Origin of the sequence: uncultured Methylophaga sp. (genome assembly GCF_947259025.1) — a bacterium.
Taxonomy (GTDB): domain Bacteria; phylum Pseudomonadota; class Gammaproteobacteria; order Nitrosococcales; family Methylophagaceae; genus Methylophaga.
Genome location: NZ_CAMYKO010000004.1, coordinates 162,447 through 178,549, shown reverse-complemented (window position 1 = coordinate 178,549; position 16,103 = coordinate 162,447). Strand labels below are relative to the sequence as shown.

The 16,103-nt window shown below is 51.6% G+C and carries 12 protein-coding genes; 5 read left to right on the top strand and 7 right to left on the bottom strand.

Annotated features, from left to right (window positions below; translation table 11 throughout):
* The 3 genes from Q0X64_RS04010 to Q0X64_RS04000 all read right to left on the bottom strand — a co-directional run bounded on the left by Q0X64_RS04010 (position 1) and on the right by Q0X64_RS04000 (position 2,451).
* Positions 1–495 carry a hypothetical protein gene (locus Q0X64_RS04010; protein WP_297809259.1) on the bottom strand — a complete coding sequence of 165 codons (495 nt, stop codon included), beginning with the start codon at positions 493–495 and terminating at the stop codon, positions 1–3.
* A gap of 1 nt (position 496) precedes the next feature.
* Complete coding sequence (locus Q0X64_RS04005; protein WP_297809258.1) at positions 497–787, bottom strand: hypothetical protein; 291 nt, start codon at positions 785–787, stop codon at positions 497–499.
* Positions 788–1,092: 305 nt separating this feature from the next.
* The gene (locus tag Q0X64_RS04000) at positions 1,093–2,451 is read right to left on the bottom strand and encodes a sigma-54 dependent transcriptional regulator (RefSeq protein ID WP_297809257.1); all 1,359 of its coding nucleotides are present in this window, start codon (positions 2,449–2,451) and stop codon (positions 1,093–1,095) included.
* Positions 2,452–2,824: 373 nt separating this feature from the next.
* Here Q0X64_RS04000 and Q0X64_RS03995 point away from each other — a divergent pair, with 373 nt between their 5' ends.
* Positions 2,825–4,948 (top strand): TonB-dependent siderophore receptor, encoded by a 2,124-nt coding sequence (locus Q0X64_RS03995; RefSeq protein ID WP_297809256.1) that lies wholly within the window; start codon positions 2,825–2,827, stop codon positions 4,946–4,948.
* Between the two features lie 66 nt (positions 4,949–5,014).
* On the opposite strand, the gene gdhA is transcribed toward Q0X64_RS03995, so the two are convergent.
* Positions 5,015–6,361 (bottom strand): NADP-specific glutamate dehydrogenase, encoded by a 1,347-nt coding sequence (gene gdhA, locus Q0X64_RS03990; RefSeq protein ID WP_297809255.1) that lies wholly within the window; start codon positions 6,359–6,361, stop codon positions 5,015–5,017.
* A 182-nt stretch (positions 6,362–6,543) separates the two neighbouring features.
* Between gdhA and Q0X64_RS03985 the strand changes: the two genes are divergently transcribed.
* Complete coding sequence (locus tag Q0X64_RS03985) at positions 6,544–7,113, top strand: hypothetical protein (protein WP_297809254.1); 570 nt, start codon at positions 6,544–6,546, stop codon at positions 7,111–7,113.
* Between the two features lie 39 nt (positions 7,114–7,152).
* On the opposite strand, the gene Q0X64_RS03980 is transcribed toward Q0X64_RS03985, so the two are convergent.
* Positions 7,153–8,529 carry a DegQ family serine endoprotease gene (locus tag Q0X64_RS03980; RefSeq protein ID WP_297809253.1) on the bottom strand — a complete coding sequence of 459 codons (1,377 nt, stop codon included), beginning with the start codon at positions 8,527–8,529 and terminating at the stop codon, positions 7,153–7,155.
* 14 nt (positions 8,530–8,543) lie between these two features.
* On the bottom strand, positions 8,544–9,455 hold the full coding sequence (locus tag Q0X64_RS03975) for a DnaJ C-terminal domain-containing protein (RefSeq protein ID WP_297809252.1): 912 nt from the start codon (positions 9,453–9,455) through the stop codon (positions 8,544–8,546).
* 157 nt (positions 9,456–9,612) lie between these two features.
* Between Q0X64_RS03975 and Q0X64_RS03970 the strand changes: the two genes are divergently transcribed.
* On the top strand, positions 9,613–11,682 hold the full coding sequence (locus tag Q0X64_RS03970; protein WP_297809251.1) for a TonB-dependent receptor: 2,070 nt from the start codon (positions 9,613–9,615) through the stop codon (positions 11,680–11,682).
* Positions 11,683–12,279: 597 nt separating this feature from the next.
* Here Q0X64_RS03970 and Q0X64_RS03965 read toward each other — a convergent pair.
* Positions 12,280–13,758: a RimK family protein gene (locus Q0X64_RS03965; RefSeq protein ID WP_297809250.1), complete on the bottom strand. Its 1,479-nt coding sequence runs from the start codon at positions 13,756–13,758 to the stop codon at positions 12,280–12,282.
* A gap of 146 nt (positions 13,759–13,904) precedes the next feature.
* Here Q0X64_RS03965 and Q0X64_RS03960 point away from each other — a divergent pair, with 146 nt between their 5' ends.
* Together Q0X64_RS03960 and Q0X64_RS03955 are read left to right on the top strand one after the other, a co-directional pair.
* The gene (locus Q0X64_RS03960) at positions 13,905–14,984 is read left to right on the top strand and encodes a DUF2817 domain-containing protein (RefSeq protein ID WP_297809249.1); all 1,080 of its coding nucleotides are present in this window, start codon (positions 13,905–13,907) and stop codon (positions 14,982–14,984) included.
* The gene (locus Q0X64_RS03955) at positions 14,962–16,080 is read left to right on the top strand and encodes a GNAT family N-acetyltransferase/peptidase C39 family protein (protein ID WP_297809248.1); all 1,119 of its coding nucleotides are present in this window, start codon (positions 14,962–14,964) and stop codon (positions 16,078–16,080) included. Before Q0X64_RS03960 ends, Q0X64_RS03955 begins: the two co-directional genes overlap by 23 nt.
* The last annotated feature ends 23 nt before the right edge of the window (positions 16,081–16,103 follow it).

Genomic DNA, 16,103 nt, shown 5'->3' with positions numbered 1-16,103 from the left:
TTATCTACCTGGAAAAGTGTCCGATAACGCACCACGGATATCGCTACCGAGGTTTTTGGTGGCACCGCCGACACTGCCGGAAATACTGCCACCAAGACCTGAGGTGATACTGTTGAGTGTGCTCATCTGACTGGAAACACCATTACCACTGCCGTGACTGCCCAATTGGTTAGTCACGGTGTTGGCAAAGTTACTGTTAACCGTCGAGGAGCCTGATACGGCGTTGGATGTGATACCGGAAAATTGTTGATCGGTCAGTTCATCAACGCCCATGTCCTGCAATGTATTGCCGAGGGCTGTCGTTTCTTTGACCGGGGATGGATTGATGATAGTGGGCTGGCCGGTATGACGATTCACATCCCAGCGTTGTGGTGGGACGTCGCGCAGAATAATGATATCGCCGGGATCAGCCTGAACTGACGAGGCCATCGCCAGCAAAATAATAATGACGGCCGCATCAATCAGTGAATAAATTTTATTGTTACTTGATTTCATTTTATTCAACCGTGACAGTGAAAGCGCCATCACCACTGGAGTGATGGGTTTTGGGTTTGGCACCGCTATCAACCTCATCCCAGAGAATCACCCCAATATCGAACTCGGGCATTTTGAAGCCCTGGCCTCGCATGGTGGATAAATCTGTGTCGTGGATCAGTTTGGGAGAGGGTTGCGATGACACTTCCAGGGTCGCCGGGAGCAGCCATGCATCAGCATCATCAGCCCACACACTGACCGGAGCGGCCAGTAGTAGCGCAGTGATAGCAAATGTAGTCAGGCTGTTTTTCATGGAAAGCGACTCTGCTTTGTTCTCTTGGTGAAAGAAAACAATTCATGGACTGTGCCACAACTTGTAAGGCATTGATAAATATAGAGATAACTTATTTTTTGAGGAAAGGCGACATACGCCGGTATGTAAACTTTTTGTTACAGGTGATTCAGGGAACCAACAGGAAATTCTTTGAATGACGGGAGCTTAGGGATGAGATCGGGGAGGTGTAAAAATTTGTTTACAGTCACACAATATTCACACTGGTTACGGAGGACGGAGCAAAGACCGAGTGGGGACAGTTGGAAAGCGTGTCAGGAGATGAATCAGAGATTAACCGAGATACCGTGCTTTTCTATCAGGCGATAGAGGGTGACTCTGGAAACACCCAAAGTTTTGGCAGCAGCAGTGACGTTGTGATTGTGGCGGGCCAGGGTGTTGAGAATCGCTTCCTGTTCGGCCCGGTTCTTGGCTTCTTTAAGTGTCATAAAGTGATAGCGGGGAGAGGATTGGTCAATGCCCAGATCCTCGGCAGAAATCATGCGGTTTTCACACATGACCATGGCATGACGAATGCGGTTGACCAGTTCCCTTACATTGCCTTCCCAGTGATAGTCACGCATCACAGAAAGACAGGACTGGGAGAAGCCTTTGACGTTATTACTTTTCTCATGTGAGAACTTCTGGAAGAAATAATTGGCCAGCAGTTCAATATCACCGACCCGATCCCGTAGCGGCGGAGTGTGTATTTGCAATACGTTCAGGCGGTAGAAAAGATCCTCACGCAGCTTGCCTGATTTGACGGCTTTTTCCAGATCCACATGCGTGGCCGCAATGACACGGGCATTGACCGGAATCTGCTGACTGCCGCCGACACGCTGAATCGTGCCTTCCTGCAGGAAACGCAGCAGGTTGATTTGTTGGTCCAGCGGCAGATCGCCGACTTCATCCAGGAAAATAGTCCCACCATCGGCCGCTTCAAAGTGACCGATCTTGCGTTGGTTGGCACCGGTAAAGGCGCCTTTTTCGTAACCAAACAATTCTGACTGCACCAGAGAGGTCGGTATCGCACCGCAATTCACCGTGACAAAGGGGCCGTCAGCACACTTTGAGCGTTCATGAATAGCATGGGCAGTGAGTTCCTTGCCGGTACCACTTTCACCAGTGACCAATACGGGGGCAGAGACACCGGCGACCTTGCGGATTTTGGAAAACAGGTTACGGATCTGCTGACTGCTGCCGACCATCTCCTTTTCCAGTGTCTCGACTTCATCTGGAAACTGGACATTGTCCCATTTCATTCGCGCCATACCATAAGCATGGCCAATGTTGGCCAGCAGATGACTGGTATCAACCGGTAAGGTATGAAAATCTATAAAGGAATCAGCAATGATTTGTCTTAGCCTGGGAGGCAAAGATGACTCTGTCTGTACCAGCGCTATCCACTCGATTCTGGCATGCTGTCTGAGCATATCTTCTATTGCCTGAAGACACGACTCTGATTGTTGACAGGATAGTTCTACCAGCCCGACCTTGGGATCGTGATCAATAACGGACTGCTTAACATCCTCAACGGTCTGTGCCTTTTGCACATACCAGTCATTTGACTGGAATTCATCCCACAGATCGTCGGGGACGTTGCCATTCCCCATGTATACGAGTGCGCGCTCGGATCTGCTAGTCATCAAATTGTCTCCGTGACCTCTATGGCTTCCTCGCCATTAAATGCTATTTTTCATATTTATAGTTCTTGGCTATTCCCTAGCATCAAGAGGTTACTGTGCATTTAACTCTTAAATTACGTCAGAATTATTTCAATATCAAGCCGTTAAATGAGGGGGGGGGGAGCATACAGACCTATGAGCTGCTGGTCTGGCAGTTATGATCATTGATGGAGAATCACTGTTTCATTGATAACGTATCAAGCTCCGTTAGTTACCTTCATGTTTAAGCCCCAGCCTGAACACATAAAAAAGTCTGTCGTTGACAATTGTTACATTCTTACATAGTATTGCGAACGCAAATAATTGCTATTTATATAACGTTCCAAGGTATTCTATGAGTTTTAGCAATCATCGACGCAGGGTGGGTGCCCCGGCATTTCGCGTGGCCATTCTGCCTGTTCTTATGATGGCCAGCATTAATGTCATGGCTGAAGCAGATCAAGAAAAGCAGTCCGTTGCACTGCCTAAAGTTGAAGTCACGTCTGGCGAAGTTGACCGTAACGGTTACATTGAACTGGAAAAGACACCGGATGTCGGCAAGCTGAATGTCCCGGTGCAGGACACGCCATACTCGATCGAAATCATTGACAAAGACTTTATTAAAGATACCGGCGCTAAGACCATTCAGGATGCATTGCTATATAGCTCCGGTGTCTATGCCGGTGCCTTTGGCCTTGATACTCGCGGTGACTCAGCCAAGATTCGTGGTATTGACCCTACCCAATATGTGGATGGTCTGCGCCAAGTCTACGGATCTTATAATTCCGTTCGTACGAATGTTTATGCACTTGAGAGCGTAGAAGTGCTTAAAGGCCCTTCTTCGGTGTTGTATGGACAAGGTGATCTTGGTGGCATCGTTAATTCAGTTTCCAAACTACCAAAAGCTGAAAAGCAGGGCGAAATCTGGGCGCAGTATGGTTCGTTTCACCGCAAGCAACTGGCTTTTGATGTGACCGGGCCTGCCACTGAGGATGGAAAGCTGCTCTATCGGGTGGTCGGCCTTGAGCGTGATAGTCAGACTCAGGTTGATCATGTTGATGATGACGGCTTTTTTATTGCACCTTCTCTGACCTGGCAGCCGACAGACGATACCAGCTTCACCGTGCTGTTCAACCGGCAGATGAACACCGGCCAGGTTTCTGCACAATTCTTACCGCAGTCAGGCACGCTTGATCGTGGGCCTCTGGGTTACGTTGGTTCTGAAACCTTTGTTGGTGAGCCTGGCTGGGATAAATACGACCGTGAGAAGACTGAAGTAACTTTGATGTTTGATCACAGCTTCAGCAATAACTGGTCATTCTCAACCACCGCACGTTACACAGAGTCCAGTACCCGTACCAGGGAACATTACACAACCGCTTATGCTGCTGTTAATCCACAGCCCAATGGCGATATGAGCCGGCTGATCACCATGGCTGATCGGCAAACCCGCATATTCAATCTGGATGCACGCCTGCAGGGGGAGTTTGAGTTAGGCGTCACCAGTCACAATATTGCTATCGGTGTTGACCGGCAGGATGCTGTTTGGGAAACCGAAAATCGGGCTTCTGCTGTCGGCACTTCTCTGAATCTCTATAACCCGGTTTATGGCAATTTTGATCCGAGTGTTCTCAACCCGACCAACCCCGATGATAACCAAATCAGACAGGTAGGTTTTTACATCGCGGATCATATGCAGATTGGCCCTGTTGTGATCTCCGCCGCTTTGCGTCGTGATTGGGCGAAGAATACCTTACTTGCAGAGGTGGGGGACAATGTAAGCAGTGATGAAAATGAAACCACTGGACGTATTGGTGTCATGTACCGCTTCGAAAATGGCCTGTCACCTTATGCCAGTTACTCAGAAGCCTTCACCATGAACCTGGGGACCAGCCAAGACAACACGCTGAAGCCGACAACAGGTAAGCAACGTGAATATGGTTTCAAATATCTGTCTGATGATAAAAGCCTGGCGATTACGGCAGCTTATTTCGACATTCTGCAGACCAATCGTGTTCAGGCCGGCGATATACCTGACGGTGTCGAGCAGACCGGTGCCACGATTGATGGCTGGGAAATGCAGGTCAACAAACGCTGGAACCAGTTTGAAACGCAGTTGAGCTATACCGATATGCATGCTGATAACGGTGAGACTGGTGAGCGCTTACCTTATGTGTCTGAAAAAGTCGCATCCTGGTGGAATAAGCTTTATCTGGGTACTAACTGGCGTGTCGGTGCCGGTATTCGCTATATTGGTGACAATGTGGGCTCAGATTATGGAGATGGCGCAGGTCCGAAAGTCCTATCTGAAACCCTCTATGATGCGATGATCGGCTATAGCTATAAAAACTGGGACTTTGTTCTGGATGCCAAGAACCTGACCGATGAAGAGTATGTTTCATGGTGTCGGGGCGCCGGACGTGACTGTGGCTTTGGTGAGCGTCGGAATGTGACCGCTAACGCTTACTACCACTTCTGATGATCAAAAAAGGCCCCGAACTTCGGGGCCTTTTTTGTGGGATGTGAAAGCAAGTACTCAGACCGACTAGATAATCCCAAAAGCAATCATCGCATTTGCCACCCGGCGGAAACCGGCAATATTGGCACCCAACACGTAGTCATGTGGCTGGCCGAACTCTTCTGCGGTTTCACAGCAGTTACGGTGAATATGGTTCATGATTTCATGCAGGCGTTCTTCACTGTACTCAAAGCCACTGCCATGGGTGGCATTGTGCTGCATTTCCAGCGCCGATGAGGCAACACCGCCAGCGTTAGCCGCTTTACCCGGACCAAACGCCACGCCATTGGCCTGGAAAACCTTGATAGCTTCCGGGGTGCTGGGCATATTGGCACCCTCGCAGACGGCTATACAGCCATTGGCTACCAGCTTTTGGGCGTCTTCTTCTTCCAGTTCGTTCTGAGTGGCGCAGGGCATAGCGATATCACAGGGGATGTCCCAGATATTGCCGTTATCGATGTACTCGGCATCATGGTGGAAATCGAGATAGGTTTTCAGACGGGCCCGCTCCACTTCTTTGATATGAATGACGGTATCCACGTCAATGCCTTTGCGGTCGATAATGACGCCGCTTGAATCCGAGCAGGCAATCACTTTGGCGCCGATGACCCGTAATTTTTCCATGGCATAGGTGGCGACATTACCCGAGCCTGATACCACGGCAACCTTGTCTTTCATTTCTTCGTTATGCACGGCGCGCAGCATTTCTTCACAGAAAAACACCGCACCATAACCGGTTGCCTTGAGCCGGATCCAGGTACCGCCCCATTGCGGGCTTTTACCGGTAATCACGCCGGATTCATAACGCTGGGTGATACGTTTGTACTGGCCGAATAAATAACCGATTTCGCGGGTACCGACGCCGATATCTCCGGCGGGCACATCGGTGTTTTCTCCCAGATGACGGTAAAGTCCGGTCATAAAGCTCTGGCAGAAACGCATGATTTCATTTTCCGACTTACCTTTGGGATCAAAGTCAGAACCGCCTTTACCGCTGCCGATTGGCAGGCCGGTGAGGGCATTTTTAAAAGTTTGTTCAAACGACAGAAATTTCATCGTGCCCAGCGTGACGCTGGGATGAAAACGCAGTCCGCCTTTATAAGGGCCTAAAGCGCTATTGAAACCGATGCGAAACCCGCGATTGATCTGCACTTCACCATTATCATCTTCCCAGGGCACGCGGAAAATAATTTGCCGCTCCGGCTCACATAGCCTTTCAATGACTTTGTGCTGAGCATATTCCGGATGTTTTTCCAGGGCTGGTGCCAGGGTTTCCAGCACCTCGTAGAGTGCCTGATGGAATTCCGGCTCTCCCGGGCTGCGCTGAATGACCTGTTGGTAAATGTCAGAGACCGTATCAGAGTAATTCGACATGTGCTCCCCGTTCCTTTTTTTGCCCCTGCATCATTGCGACCGGGCTGGGTTTGATGGCATGTGCGACCAGCTTATAAGCTCAACCACTCAGTGGCAACAAGCTGGCAAACAATTGGCCCTCGCCAGCTGTCATAGCAGTAATCGTTTAGCGGAGGTGGACTGTGACTACAAGCCGAGCATTAATGTTTCTGATTCTACTGATGCCTTTTTCGGTGCAGGCCTTTTATTGTTTTGAGCCTTCACCGGCTTACCTGCGCCTGGGAGAAAGCTACTTTGATGACCGGGAGCAAAAAATTGCTGTGGGCGGCGATGAACCGGGACTGAGAGTGCTTGAGAACCTGCAGGGAGAATGGGACGGTCAACTGACCGAGTTGATCTGCGAAGGCTCCCGCGATCAACCGGAACCGATTCAGCGCTATGCTGAGGTCGAGGCAGAGCTGCACGACTCCAACACGGCTTTGTTGCTGATCTCGATGAATAAGGAATACGACAGCAGCTATATCAGTGATGGTGACCGGGTATTTCTGATGAATAAAGGCAGTATGACTTCACTCAGAATCAGTGAGCAGGGTGCCAATGCCGAAGAAAGGGAGCGACGAAGCTGGGGTGGAAATCGCGGTGGCAGCCGTTATGTCGAGGTGTTGTCTGATGTCGTGATTCACAACGAGGATGAAATCACGATCGAGTGGCTGCTGTTTTCCAACGGGGTGTTTGTTTACAGTCAGAGGCTGGATCTGGAGCGCGGCTTGTAATAAAAACACCCGCCGGAGCGGGTGTGTTCACTTAAAATCTTATTTCAGCAGCAAGAACATGGCACGACGACCACGAACGATATTAAGCAGTAGCTGATCGGCGTTATACACCAGTGGTTTGAAGCTTTCCAAGCTATCGACCGGCTGGCGGTTGACGGAGGTAATCACATCTTCACTGCGCAGGCCTGCATTCCAGGCCGGACTGCCGCGTTTGACTGAATACAGCATCACGCCCTCGACCTTGCCAAAGTAAGGCGAGTCCTCTTCGATATCACCAAAAGTAGCACCGGACAGCTTGGGATGCACCGCGCCATTAGGTGAAGTCTGACGGGTCTGTTTGACCTGGGCGTTGAGGGTTTGCTTTTTGCCGTTACGGATAATATCCAGCTCAACCTCCTGACCGACCACCATCAGACCGATGGTATTACGCAGACTATCAGCATTGGCGAGGCGGGCACCATCAACAGAAGTAATGACATCACCGACTTTGATGCCGGCCTCATCAGCCGCCGAGTTGGGCACCACATGGGTGACTACCGCACCTTCCTGAACATTGATACCAAAGGCGTTGGCCAGTTCCGGGGTGATGTCCTGCATTTGTACGCCCAGATAGGCCCGGCGCACCTCACCAAATTCGAGCAGTTGGTCACTGATTTGTTTGACGAGATTGCTGGGGATAGCAAAGCCGATACCGACATTACCCGGGTTGCGACCGGGGGAGAAAATCGCGGTATTGACGCCGACCAGTTCACCGCGCAGGTTCACCAGCGCACCCCCTGAGTTGCCGGGGTTGATGGAGGCATCGGTCTGAATGAAGTTCTCATACCCTTCAATACCCAGTCCGCTGCGACCCAGGGCGCTGACAATGCCCGAAGTCACGGTCTGACCTAAGCCAAAGGGGTTGCCGATAGCGACCACAAAATCACCCACCCGCAGTGATTCCGAATCAGCCAGTGGCAGAGCAGACAGATTTTCAGCAGGGATTTTAATCAAGGCGACATCGGTGGCCGGATCACTGCCGACGATCTCAGCCTGAAAGTTTCGGCCGTCATTGAGCGACACACTGATTTCATCCGCACCGCGAATGACGTGATTATTGGTGATCACCAGCCCTTCCCGGGCATCGATAATGACGCCAGAACCCAGACTTTGCTGGGGCCTGACCCGGGGCTGCTCGGGCAGATCAAAAAAGTGACGGAAAAACGGATCGTTGAGAAGCGGGTTGTCCTGCCTGCGGACTTGGCTGCGGGTGGCAATGTTGACCACTGCCGGTTTACTGCGATCCAGCATCGGCGCCAGCGTTGGCATTTCACCCTGTTCTGAAAACCAGTTCAGCGGCAGCGCCGCTGAGGCAACCTGAGCCAGCAAGGTGAGCCCGGCCAGCCAGACCAGCCATGATTTGATATTACGTTTCATCAAAACCTCCAGTGTCAGACTTTTTCCAGTGCCTCGCGTGGGTTGAACGGCATTTCTTCAGCCATTTGCTGATAAAGCTGTTTGGCTTTGTCGCTGTCGGCGGCCGGGGTCATGATTTGCAAGACCACAAATTCATCGCCGGGTTCTTTGCCCGGCAGACCGCGGCCTTTCAGGCGCATCTTCTGACCACTGCGGGCACCGGCCGGGATGGTCAGGCTGATTTTTCCGGCCAGGGTCGGCACCGTGACTTTAGCACCCAGTGCCGCTTCCCAGGGAGCAATGGGTAAATCCAGATAAATATCCTTATCATCCAGCCGGTAGAGTTTGTGTGGTGCAATATTCACTTCGATGAATAAATCGCCGGACTTGCCACCGGCACCGGCTTTACCCTGACCTCCCAGCCGAATTTTCTTACCCGAACTGATGCCGGCCGGGACTTTAACGTTAATCGTGCCGCCCTGACTGGCGCCGGCGGGGCGGCGTATCGCTTTGGTCGCACCATGATAGGCATCTTCCAGAGAAATCGTGATTTTGGCGTTAACGTCTTCGCCCTTGGCAAAGAAGTTATCACCCATGCCACCACCGGCAGCACCACCCATGCCACCCATACCGCCGAACAGGTTTTCGAAGAAGCTGCTGAAATTGCCGCCGCCGAAACCGCCCATGCTCTCATCCCAGCCTGGAGGCGGGTTGAACGACTGGCCATGACGGTAGTTGCTGCCGAACTGATCGTACTGGGCGCGTTTTTGTGCATCGCGCAGCACTTCGTAGGCTTCACCGACTTCTTTGAATTTATCCTCGGCATCTGCCTCTTTGCTGACATCAGGATGATACTTGCGTGCCAGCTTGCGATAGGCTTTTTTTATCTCGTCCTGCGAGGCATCGCGGGCGACGCCGAGGATCTTGTAATAGTCTTTGTATTCCATAAACGGACTTATACACCTGAAATTGATTTGGATCAGTAAATGGGGATTTATCGACGCGTTTTCAACACAAATCAGGAATTTTCCTGATGCGGATAGCCCAGCTGCTGTGAGAGCATAGCCACAAAAATAAGCAAACTAACAAATAAAAGTGGGAGAGATGATGTTTAAACAATCCAAAATTACGCTGATGGTGGCGCTGAGTCTGGCAGGCAGCGGACAGCTAATGGCAGCGGAAGAAGCTGCAACCCTGGATGACCTGGTCGTGACTGGCACCCGTGCAGAGTCACCACTGCTGGAACAGGCTGGTAATACCGGTAAAGTGTCTCAGGAAGAAATTGATCTGGTCAGACCGGATCATGTGACTGAGGTCGTTAATCGTATCAGCGGTGTCAACGTACAGCACGGTAACGGTCAGGAGCACCTGACCTCGATTCGCTCGCCGGTTCTGAGTGGCGGTGCCGGTGCCGGCTCCTTCCTGTTTCTTGAAGATGGTATTCCATTGCGTGCTGCGGGCTTTGCCAACGTCAATGGCCTGTTTGAAGTGAACTATGAACAAGCGGGTGGCATTGAAGTGGTACGTGGTCCCGGCAGTGCGCTTTATGGTTCCAACGCTGTGCATGGTCTGATCAACGTATTGAGTCGGGCACCGTCGCTGGAGCTGGAACGGGAAATTGATCTCTCAGTCGGTCCTCATGACCTCTACACCGCTAAAGGTTCTGTCAGTGATACAGTCGGTCGTCATGGCTACCGGGTGAATGTGCTGGGCACCACCGACGGCGGTTATGCCAATGACTCGGGTTACGACCAGCAGAAAGTCTCGCTGCGCCATGATTATTATGGCGATATCGACAGCTTCAAAACCCTGTTCAGCTACACCAACCTGAACCAGGAAACCACACCATACATCACCGGTTTCAAGGCTTACGAGAGTGAAAGCCGCTCACGCACCAATCCTGATCCGGATGCCTACCGTGATGCCAAATCATACCGACTGTCGACCGAGTGGATCCGTGAACTCAGTGATTCATCACGGTTTACCCTGACGCCTTATATGCGCCATACCGAAATGGAATTCCTGATGCACTTCCTGCCTGGTAAGCCGCTGGAGAAAAACAAGCACAGCAGTGTAGGGCTGTTGTCCTCCTTCACCAAAGACCTGGACGGCGGGCATAAGATTATTGTCGGTACTGATCTGGAGTACACCGAGGGTGAGCTTTCCGAGGTGCAGGCTAACCCAACAGTAGTTTTCCCTAGTGGCTTTGTGAGCGATTTTGTTCAAGGCACACACTACGATTACGAGGTCGATGCCACGGTAATTGCGCCCTACATTCATACAGAGTGGCAGATTCTTGAAAATACTCGGATGACTGCGGGCTTGCGTTATGAATACACGCGTTATGACTATACCAACAATACGAACTCCCGCACTTTGCCAGACAGTGGGCGCTATCTGCGACCGGACAGCGATGTCGATACCTTCAGCAACTTCAGTCCCAAGCTGGGTCTGGTTCAGCAATTAACCGAAGATACCGCAGCCTTTGTGAACTATTCTCGTGGTACGCGGGCACCGCAAACCAGTGATTTGTACCGTGCCCAGATCGGGCCTTCACAAACCGGTACTGCTGATTCCGAAGAAATCGACAGCGTTGAAGTGGGGCTGCGTAAAGTGGGTGAGGGGCTGCAATATGAAGTCACTGCCTATCATATGAAGAAGCGTGATTACTTCTTTACTGACAGCAGCGATCAGAACGTACCCAACGGTAAAACCGAGCACACCGGCCTGGAACTGGGCATGTTCTACCCATTCAATGACTCATTCGATATCGCCGCCAACGTGGCGTTTGCCAAGCATGAATATGACTTCGACAAGCCCAATGCGGATATCGAAAAAGGTGATTATCTGGTGACTGCGCCCAAGCGCATCGGCAATATTCGCCTGGGCTGGAATATCTCAACTCAAACCCGTGCCGAACTGGAATGGGTGCATATGAGTGATTATTACCTGAATGACGCCAATGACAAGAAGTACGAGGGACATGATGTCTTTAACCTGCGTGCATCGCATGATGTCACCAGTAACTTCACGGTTTATGGCCGCATTAAGAACCTGTTCAACACCGAATATGCCGAACGGGCTGACTTCAACACCAACTCGGATCCGGATGGCTATCGCTACTTTGTCGGTGAGAAACGTTACCTACACGTCGGTGCCAGTTACCGTTTCTGATAGCTGACGAGAATACGCGTTAGCGTGGGGTTTTGCTGATGCAAGTCTGGCTCAGGGCATTTGAATCCGGGCCTGGATCGCTTCGGCAAAGCCTCGCGATGACGGGGTTTTACAGCTTGTTTTTGCGAGGTGTCTGCGACGCGGCAATCCAGCCCGGCTGTGGATGCATGAACCAACAACGTCTGCCATAACCCAGACTTAATCAGCCCAGCTTTTCCCTTGTCATTGCGAGGAGCCTGCGACGCGGCAATCCAGCACGGCCGTGGATGCATAAACCAAAACGCTTTGCCAAAACCTGCACTTAAGTGGCTCAGCTTCTTCTATGTCATTGCGAGGCACCTGCGACGCGGCAATCCAGCCCGGCCATGGATGCATAAACCAAAACGCTTTGCCAAAACCCGCACTTAATTGGCTCAGCTTTCTCCTTGTCATTGCGAGGCGCTTTGCGCCGTGGCAATCCAGTCCAGCCGTGGATGCATAAACCAAAACGCTTTGCCAACACCCCACTTATGCGGCTCAACTTTTCCCCTGTAATTGCGAGGAGCTTGCGACGCGGCAATCCAGTCCCCACCGGGATAACAGAAACCGGAGCACAAACTACCGCCCCGCCGTTTTTTTCAGCTCCAGCCGCCGTAAAAACTCGCGCATAATATCGTCATACAGCGCGACGCCGAGATATTCATCTTCCACCCCGCTGTCGATACTGGGGTTATCGTTGATCTCAATAATGACGGTGCGCGAACCGCTTTGTTTGATATCAATTCCATACAGCCCATCACCGATAAGCCGGGCAGCTTTGCTGGCAATGCGCAGCACTTTTTCCGGTACTTCACTGATCGGCAAAGCCGTTGATTTGCCGCTGTCAGTGCCTTTTTTACTGTTGTGGTTATAGATCTGCCAGTGGCCTTTGCTCATAAAGTATTGGCAGGCATAGATGGGTTTGTGATTGAAAATGCCAATACGCCAGTCGTAGTCGGTGTACATAAATTCCTGCAACAGAATAATGGCGGACTGCTGGAAGAAGGCGGTTGCTTCACGGCGTAATTCCTCGGCAGTTTTGACCTTGATGACACCCCGTGAAAAGGCGCCGTCGGGGATTTTCATGACCAGCGGAAAGTTTGCCGTCGCACACAACGCATTCAGTCCGGCCTCGTCATTGCGATATAAAAGGTGAGACTCGGGCATCGGCAGATCATTGGCCGACAGCAGTTCTTTCAGGTAAATCTTGTTGGTGCAGCGAATGATGGAGGTCGGATCATCGACCACAACCAGCCCCTCTTTCTCAGCGCGGCGGGCAAATTTATAAGTGTGATTGTGCGGCGCGGTGGTCTCACGGATAAACAGGGCGTCATATTCCGCCAGACGAATATAGTCTTTCGGTGTGATCAGCTCGACATCAATTCCCAGACGGCGGCCACTGCGGATCAGTTTCTTTAAAGCGGCCGGGTTACTGGGCGGCATCGCTTCATCCGGGTTATGCAGGATCGCCATATCAAAACGAAACTGCCGGCGTTTGGCGGGTTTACGCCATAAGCGGTGGCGGAAATTATCCAGTGCCTGGGCGAAAAAGTCCTGCTCAGCTTCATTCAGCTTGTTGAGCGCCGCGGCTCGAATCTGTCTGATTTGCCAGTGATCACTGAAACTGAATTCAACTTCGATAATCGGGCAGGGGAATTGTTCAAACACCTGTCTTGCCAGTTTTTGTAGCGAGGTGTCCGGGCTCTGGCCAAAATAGATTTTGAGCAGCAGGCTTTGTTGCTGTGGGCTGGCAGCGATCAGTTTACTGAGTTGCTGGGACAAGTCCGACAGGTCGTAGCTGTACAGGCTTTTACGCGACAAATCATTAATCGTTTTCAATGCCGGCAGCACGCGGTGGCCGCGGGCTTCGGCAACCATTGAGCAATAATAGCCGCGGCTCAGATAATCCAGGCTGCGGCACAGGTTGATAATTTGCGCACGACCGTCAGTCTGCGGCAATAGCTGTTGCAAATAGTCATCAACTGCAACCACCTGTTCGCTGGGAAAATAAGGCCGCCAGTCTTCAATATTTTCAACAACAATCAAATGCTTAGTCATTCTATGCAGTTCCGCAGTGTGGCCTGATCAGGCGCTAAAAAATCGAATAATACGACTAATCACCTGACAGGGTACAAAAATTTTTGCGTCAGCATTGTGTGTCTGTTTATCTTTTTATATCGACCCATGCTGGAGGCCCTTTTGCCATGTTTGCAGAAGCCGTTTTGAGTGTTTTTTCGCAGCGCTATGCGGATGCCCGTGATCAGTTCGTCAGCCATGCCGAAACCAGTTCAATTGTCGAAAAGTTCAGCCATCTGCCACACACGATGAAAGGCCCCAAAAATGAAAAACTGTTCTGCGATATTGCCTGGGCCGGCAATCATAAGGCGGATAAGGTGCTGGTAGTGGTGTCCGGTGTGCACGGTGTTGAGGGCGGGGCCGGCTCCGCTATTCAGTCGGACTTTCTCAGCCGTTATCGCCGTTTACCCGCCGATGTCGGTGTCGTGTTGGTTCATGCGCTCAACCCCTGGGGCTTTGCCTGGGCCAGTCGCAACGATGACGAAGGCATTGACGTTAACCGTAACTTTGTTGATTTCAATGCCAAGCTACCGAAGTCCGGTGCCACTGCGATCTGGGATCAACTGGCGCAGGGTAAAACCGATATTGCCAGCATTGCCCGGGATCGTGAGCAGTTTGACCTTTTGTCGGAGGGGCAATACGAAAAGCCGGAGATGCCTTATTACGGCGGCAAACAGGCGAGCTGGTCGCGCCAGGTGATCGAAGAACTGGTCGCCGAAATCAAACCGGTTAGGCGCAAACAAATCATTGTGCTCGATATTCACAGCGGTCTCGGCCCCTACGGCTATGGTGAGCTGATCTGTGATCATCCGGTCGACAGCAAGGCGCATGATTATGCGGTGGATTTGTTCGGTGCCACGGTCACGGAACCCTCACTGGGCAACTCAAGCTCGGGCACCAAGCTGGGCCTGCATGACTATTTCTGGCACAGCCAGGGCGAGCATGTCTGCTACCTGACACTGGAGTTTGGCACCTATGGCAACCAGCAAATGCTGCAGGTCTTATCAGAGGATCAAAAGCTGCAGCAATCGGGCAAGGTAGACTGGTCTGATGACAACACACTGGATATCAAGCATGCCATGCAGGACTTTTTCTGCCCGCAGGACAAGCAGTGGCAGGAGCTGGTGCTGTTCCGGGGCCGCCAGGTCATCGGTATGGCCCTGGACGGATTAACCGATAATGCCAATGTCCACCACAATAGCCGCTGAACTCACTATCAGACCGGCATGCAAAGCGGATGTTGATGCCCTCAATGAGCTTGAAACAGCCTGTTTTGACAGCGATCGCATTTCCCGCCGTAGTTTTCGCTGGATGATCGAAAAAGGCCACAGCCTGTTGCTGGTGGCCGAGGCCGATAAGCAACTGGCAGGCTATGTCCTGTTGCTTTATTCACAGGGAACATCACTGGGCCGGGTTTATTCTCTCGCTGTTGATGCCGCTTTCCGTAAGGCGGGTATAGCGCAGCGACTGATGGCTGAGGCTGAAAGCCGGGCACTGGACGATGGCCGCAGTTTCCTGCGGCTGGAAGTCAGGCCCGATAACGAGCGTGCTATCAGCCTCTATCAGAAACTCGGCTATCAGCGTTTCGACATTGTCAGTGATTTCTATGAAGATCACAGTGATGCGCTGCGCATGATGAAGGTTTTGCATCACCTGCCCGAAGTCAGCCACCCGGCAGTGGCACATTACTCACAAACCACCGACTTCAGCTGCGGCCCGGCCTGTCTGATGATGGCGATGAAAAGCCTTGATAGAGGAATTGAGCTTGAGCGTCAGCTCGAGCTTCAGCTATGGCGTGAGGCCACGACCATTTTCATGACCTCGGGTCATGGCGGTTGCAGCCCGCATGGGCTGGCGCTGGCAGCTCAGCGGCGCGGTTTTGATGTCACGTTACTTACGAACACGGATGCGGTGCCGTTCATTGATGGTGTGCGCAGCGAGGATAAAAAGGCGGTGATTGAATGCGTGCACCAGGACTTTGCCAGACAGTTGGATGCAGCCGACATTATCCAGATCCAGGCGCCTGTTGATATCGCCTTGTTAGCGCCTTACCTGCAACAAGGTGGGCTGGCTCTGGTGTTGATCAGCTCTTACCGGCTTAATCAGAGCAAATCACCTCACTGGGTATTGTTAGTATCAGTGTCTGATACCTTCGTTTATTTTCATGACCCCGATGTGGCCTGGGATGATAATAAAAGCGTCACCGACAGCGGCTACATTCCGGTCACGCATAAAGAGTTCAACCGCATGCTGGGTTATGGTAAATCCCGTTATCAGGCGGCAGTTGTTATTAACAAGGATTAACGTCAGTGTAATCTGCCATAAGT

What these genes read in the sequence shown, in the direction of transcription:
- Q0X64_RS03975 (WP_297809252.1), bottom strand. Translation starts at nt 9,455, where the DNA reads ATGGAATACAAAGACTATTACAAGATCCTCGGCGTCGCCCGCGATGCC.
- Q0X64_RS03970 (WP_297809251.1), top strand. Translation starts at nt 9,613, where the DNA reads ATGATGTTTAAACAATCCAAAATTACGCTGATGGTGGCGCTGAGTCTG.
- Q0X64_RS03965 (WP_297809250.1), bottom strand. Translation starts at nt 13,758, where the DNA reads ATGACTAAGCATTTGATTGTTGTTGAAAATATTGAAGACTGGCGGCCT.
- gdhA (WP_297809255.1), bottom strand. Translation starts at nt 6,361, where the DNA reads ATGTCGAATTACTCTGATACGGTCTCTGACATTTACCAACAGGTCATT.
- Q0X64_RS04005 (WP_297809258.1), bottom strand. Translation starts at nt 787, where the DNA reads ATGAAAAACAGCCTGACTACATTTGCTATCACTGCGCTACTACTGGCC.
- Q0X64_RS03985 (WP_297809254.1), top strand. Translation starts at nt 6,544, where the DNA reads ATGTTTCTGATTCTACTGATGCCTTTTTCGGTGCAGGCCTTTTATTGT.
- Q0X64_RS04000 (WP_297809257.1), bottom strand. Translation starts at nt 2,451, where the DNA reads ATGACTAGCAGATCCGAGCGCGCACTCGTATACATGGGGAATGGCAAC.
- Q0X64_RS04010 (WP_297809259.1), bottom strand. Translation starts at nt 495, where the DNA reads ATGAAATCAAGTAACAATAAAATTTATTCACTGATTGATGCGGCCGTC.
- Q0X64_RS03955 (WP_297809248.1), top strand. Translation starts at nt 14,962, where the DNA reads ATGTCCACCACAATAGCCGCTGAACTCACTATCAGACCGGCATGCAAA.
- Q0X64_RS03980 (WP_297809253.1), bottom strand. Translation starts at nt 8,529, where the DNA reads ATGAAACGTAATATCAAATCATGGCTGGTCTGGCTGGCCGGGCTCACC.
- Q0X64_RS03995 (WP_297809256.1), top strand. Translation starts at nt 2,825, where the DNA reads ATGAGTTTTAGCAATCATCGACGCAGGGTGGGTGCCCCGGCATTTCGC.
- Q0X64_RS03960 (WP_297809249.1), top strand. Translation starts at nt 13,905, where the DNA reads ATGTTTGCAGAAGCCGTTTTGAGTGTTTTTTCGCAGCGCTATGCGGAT.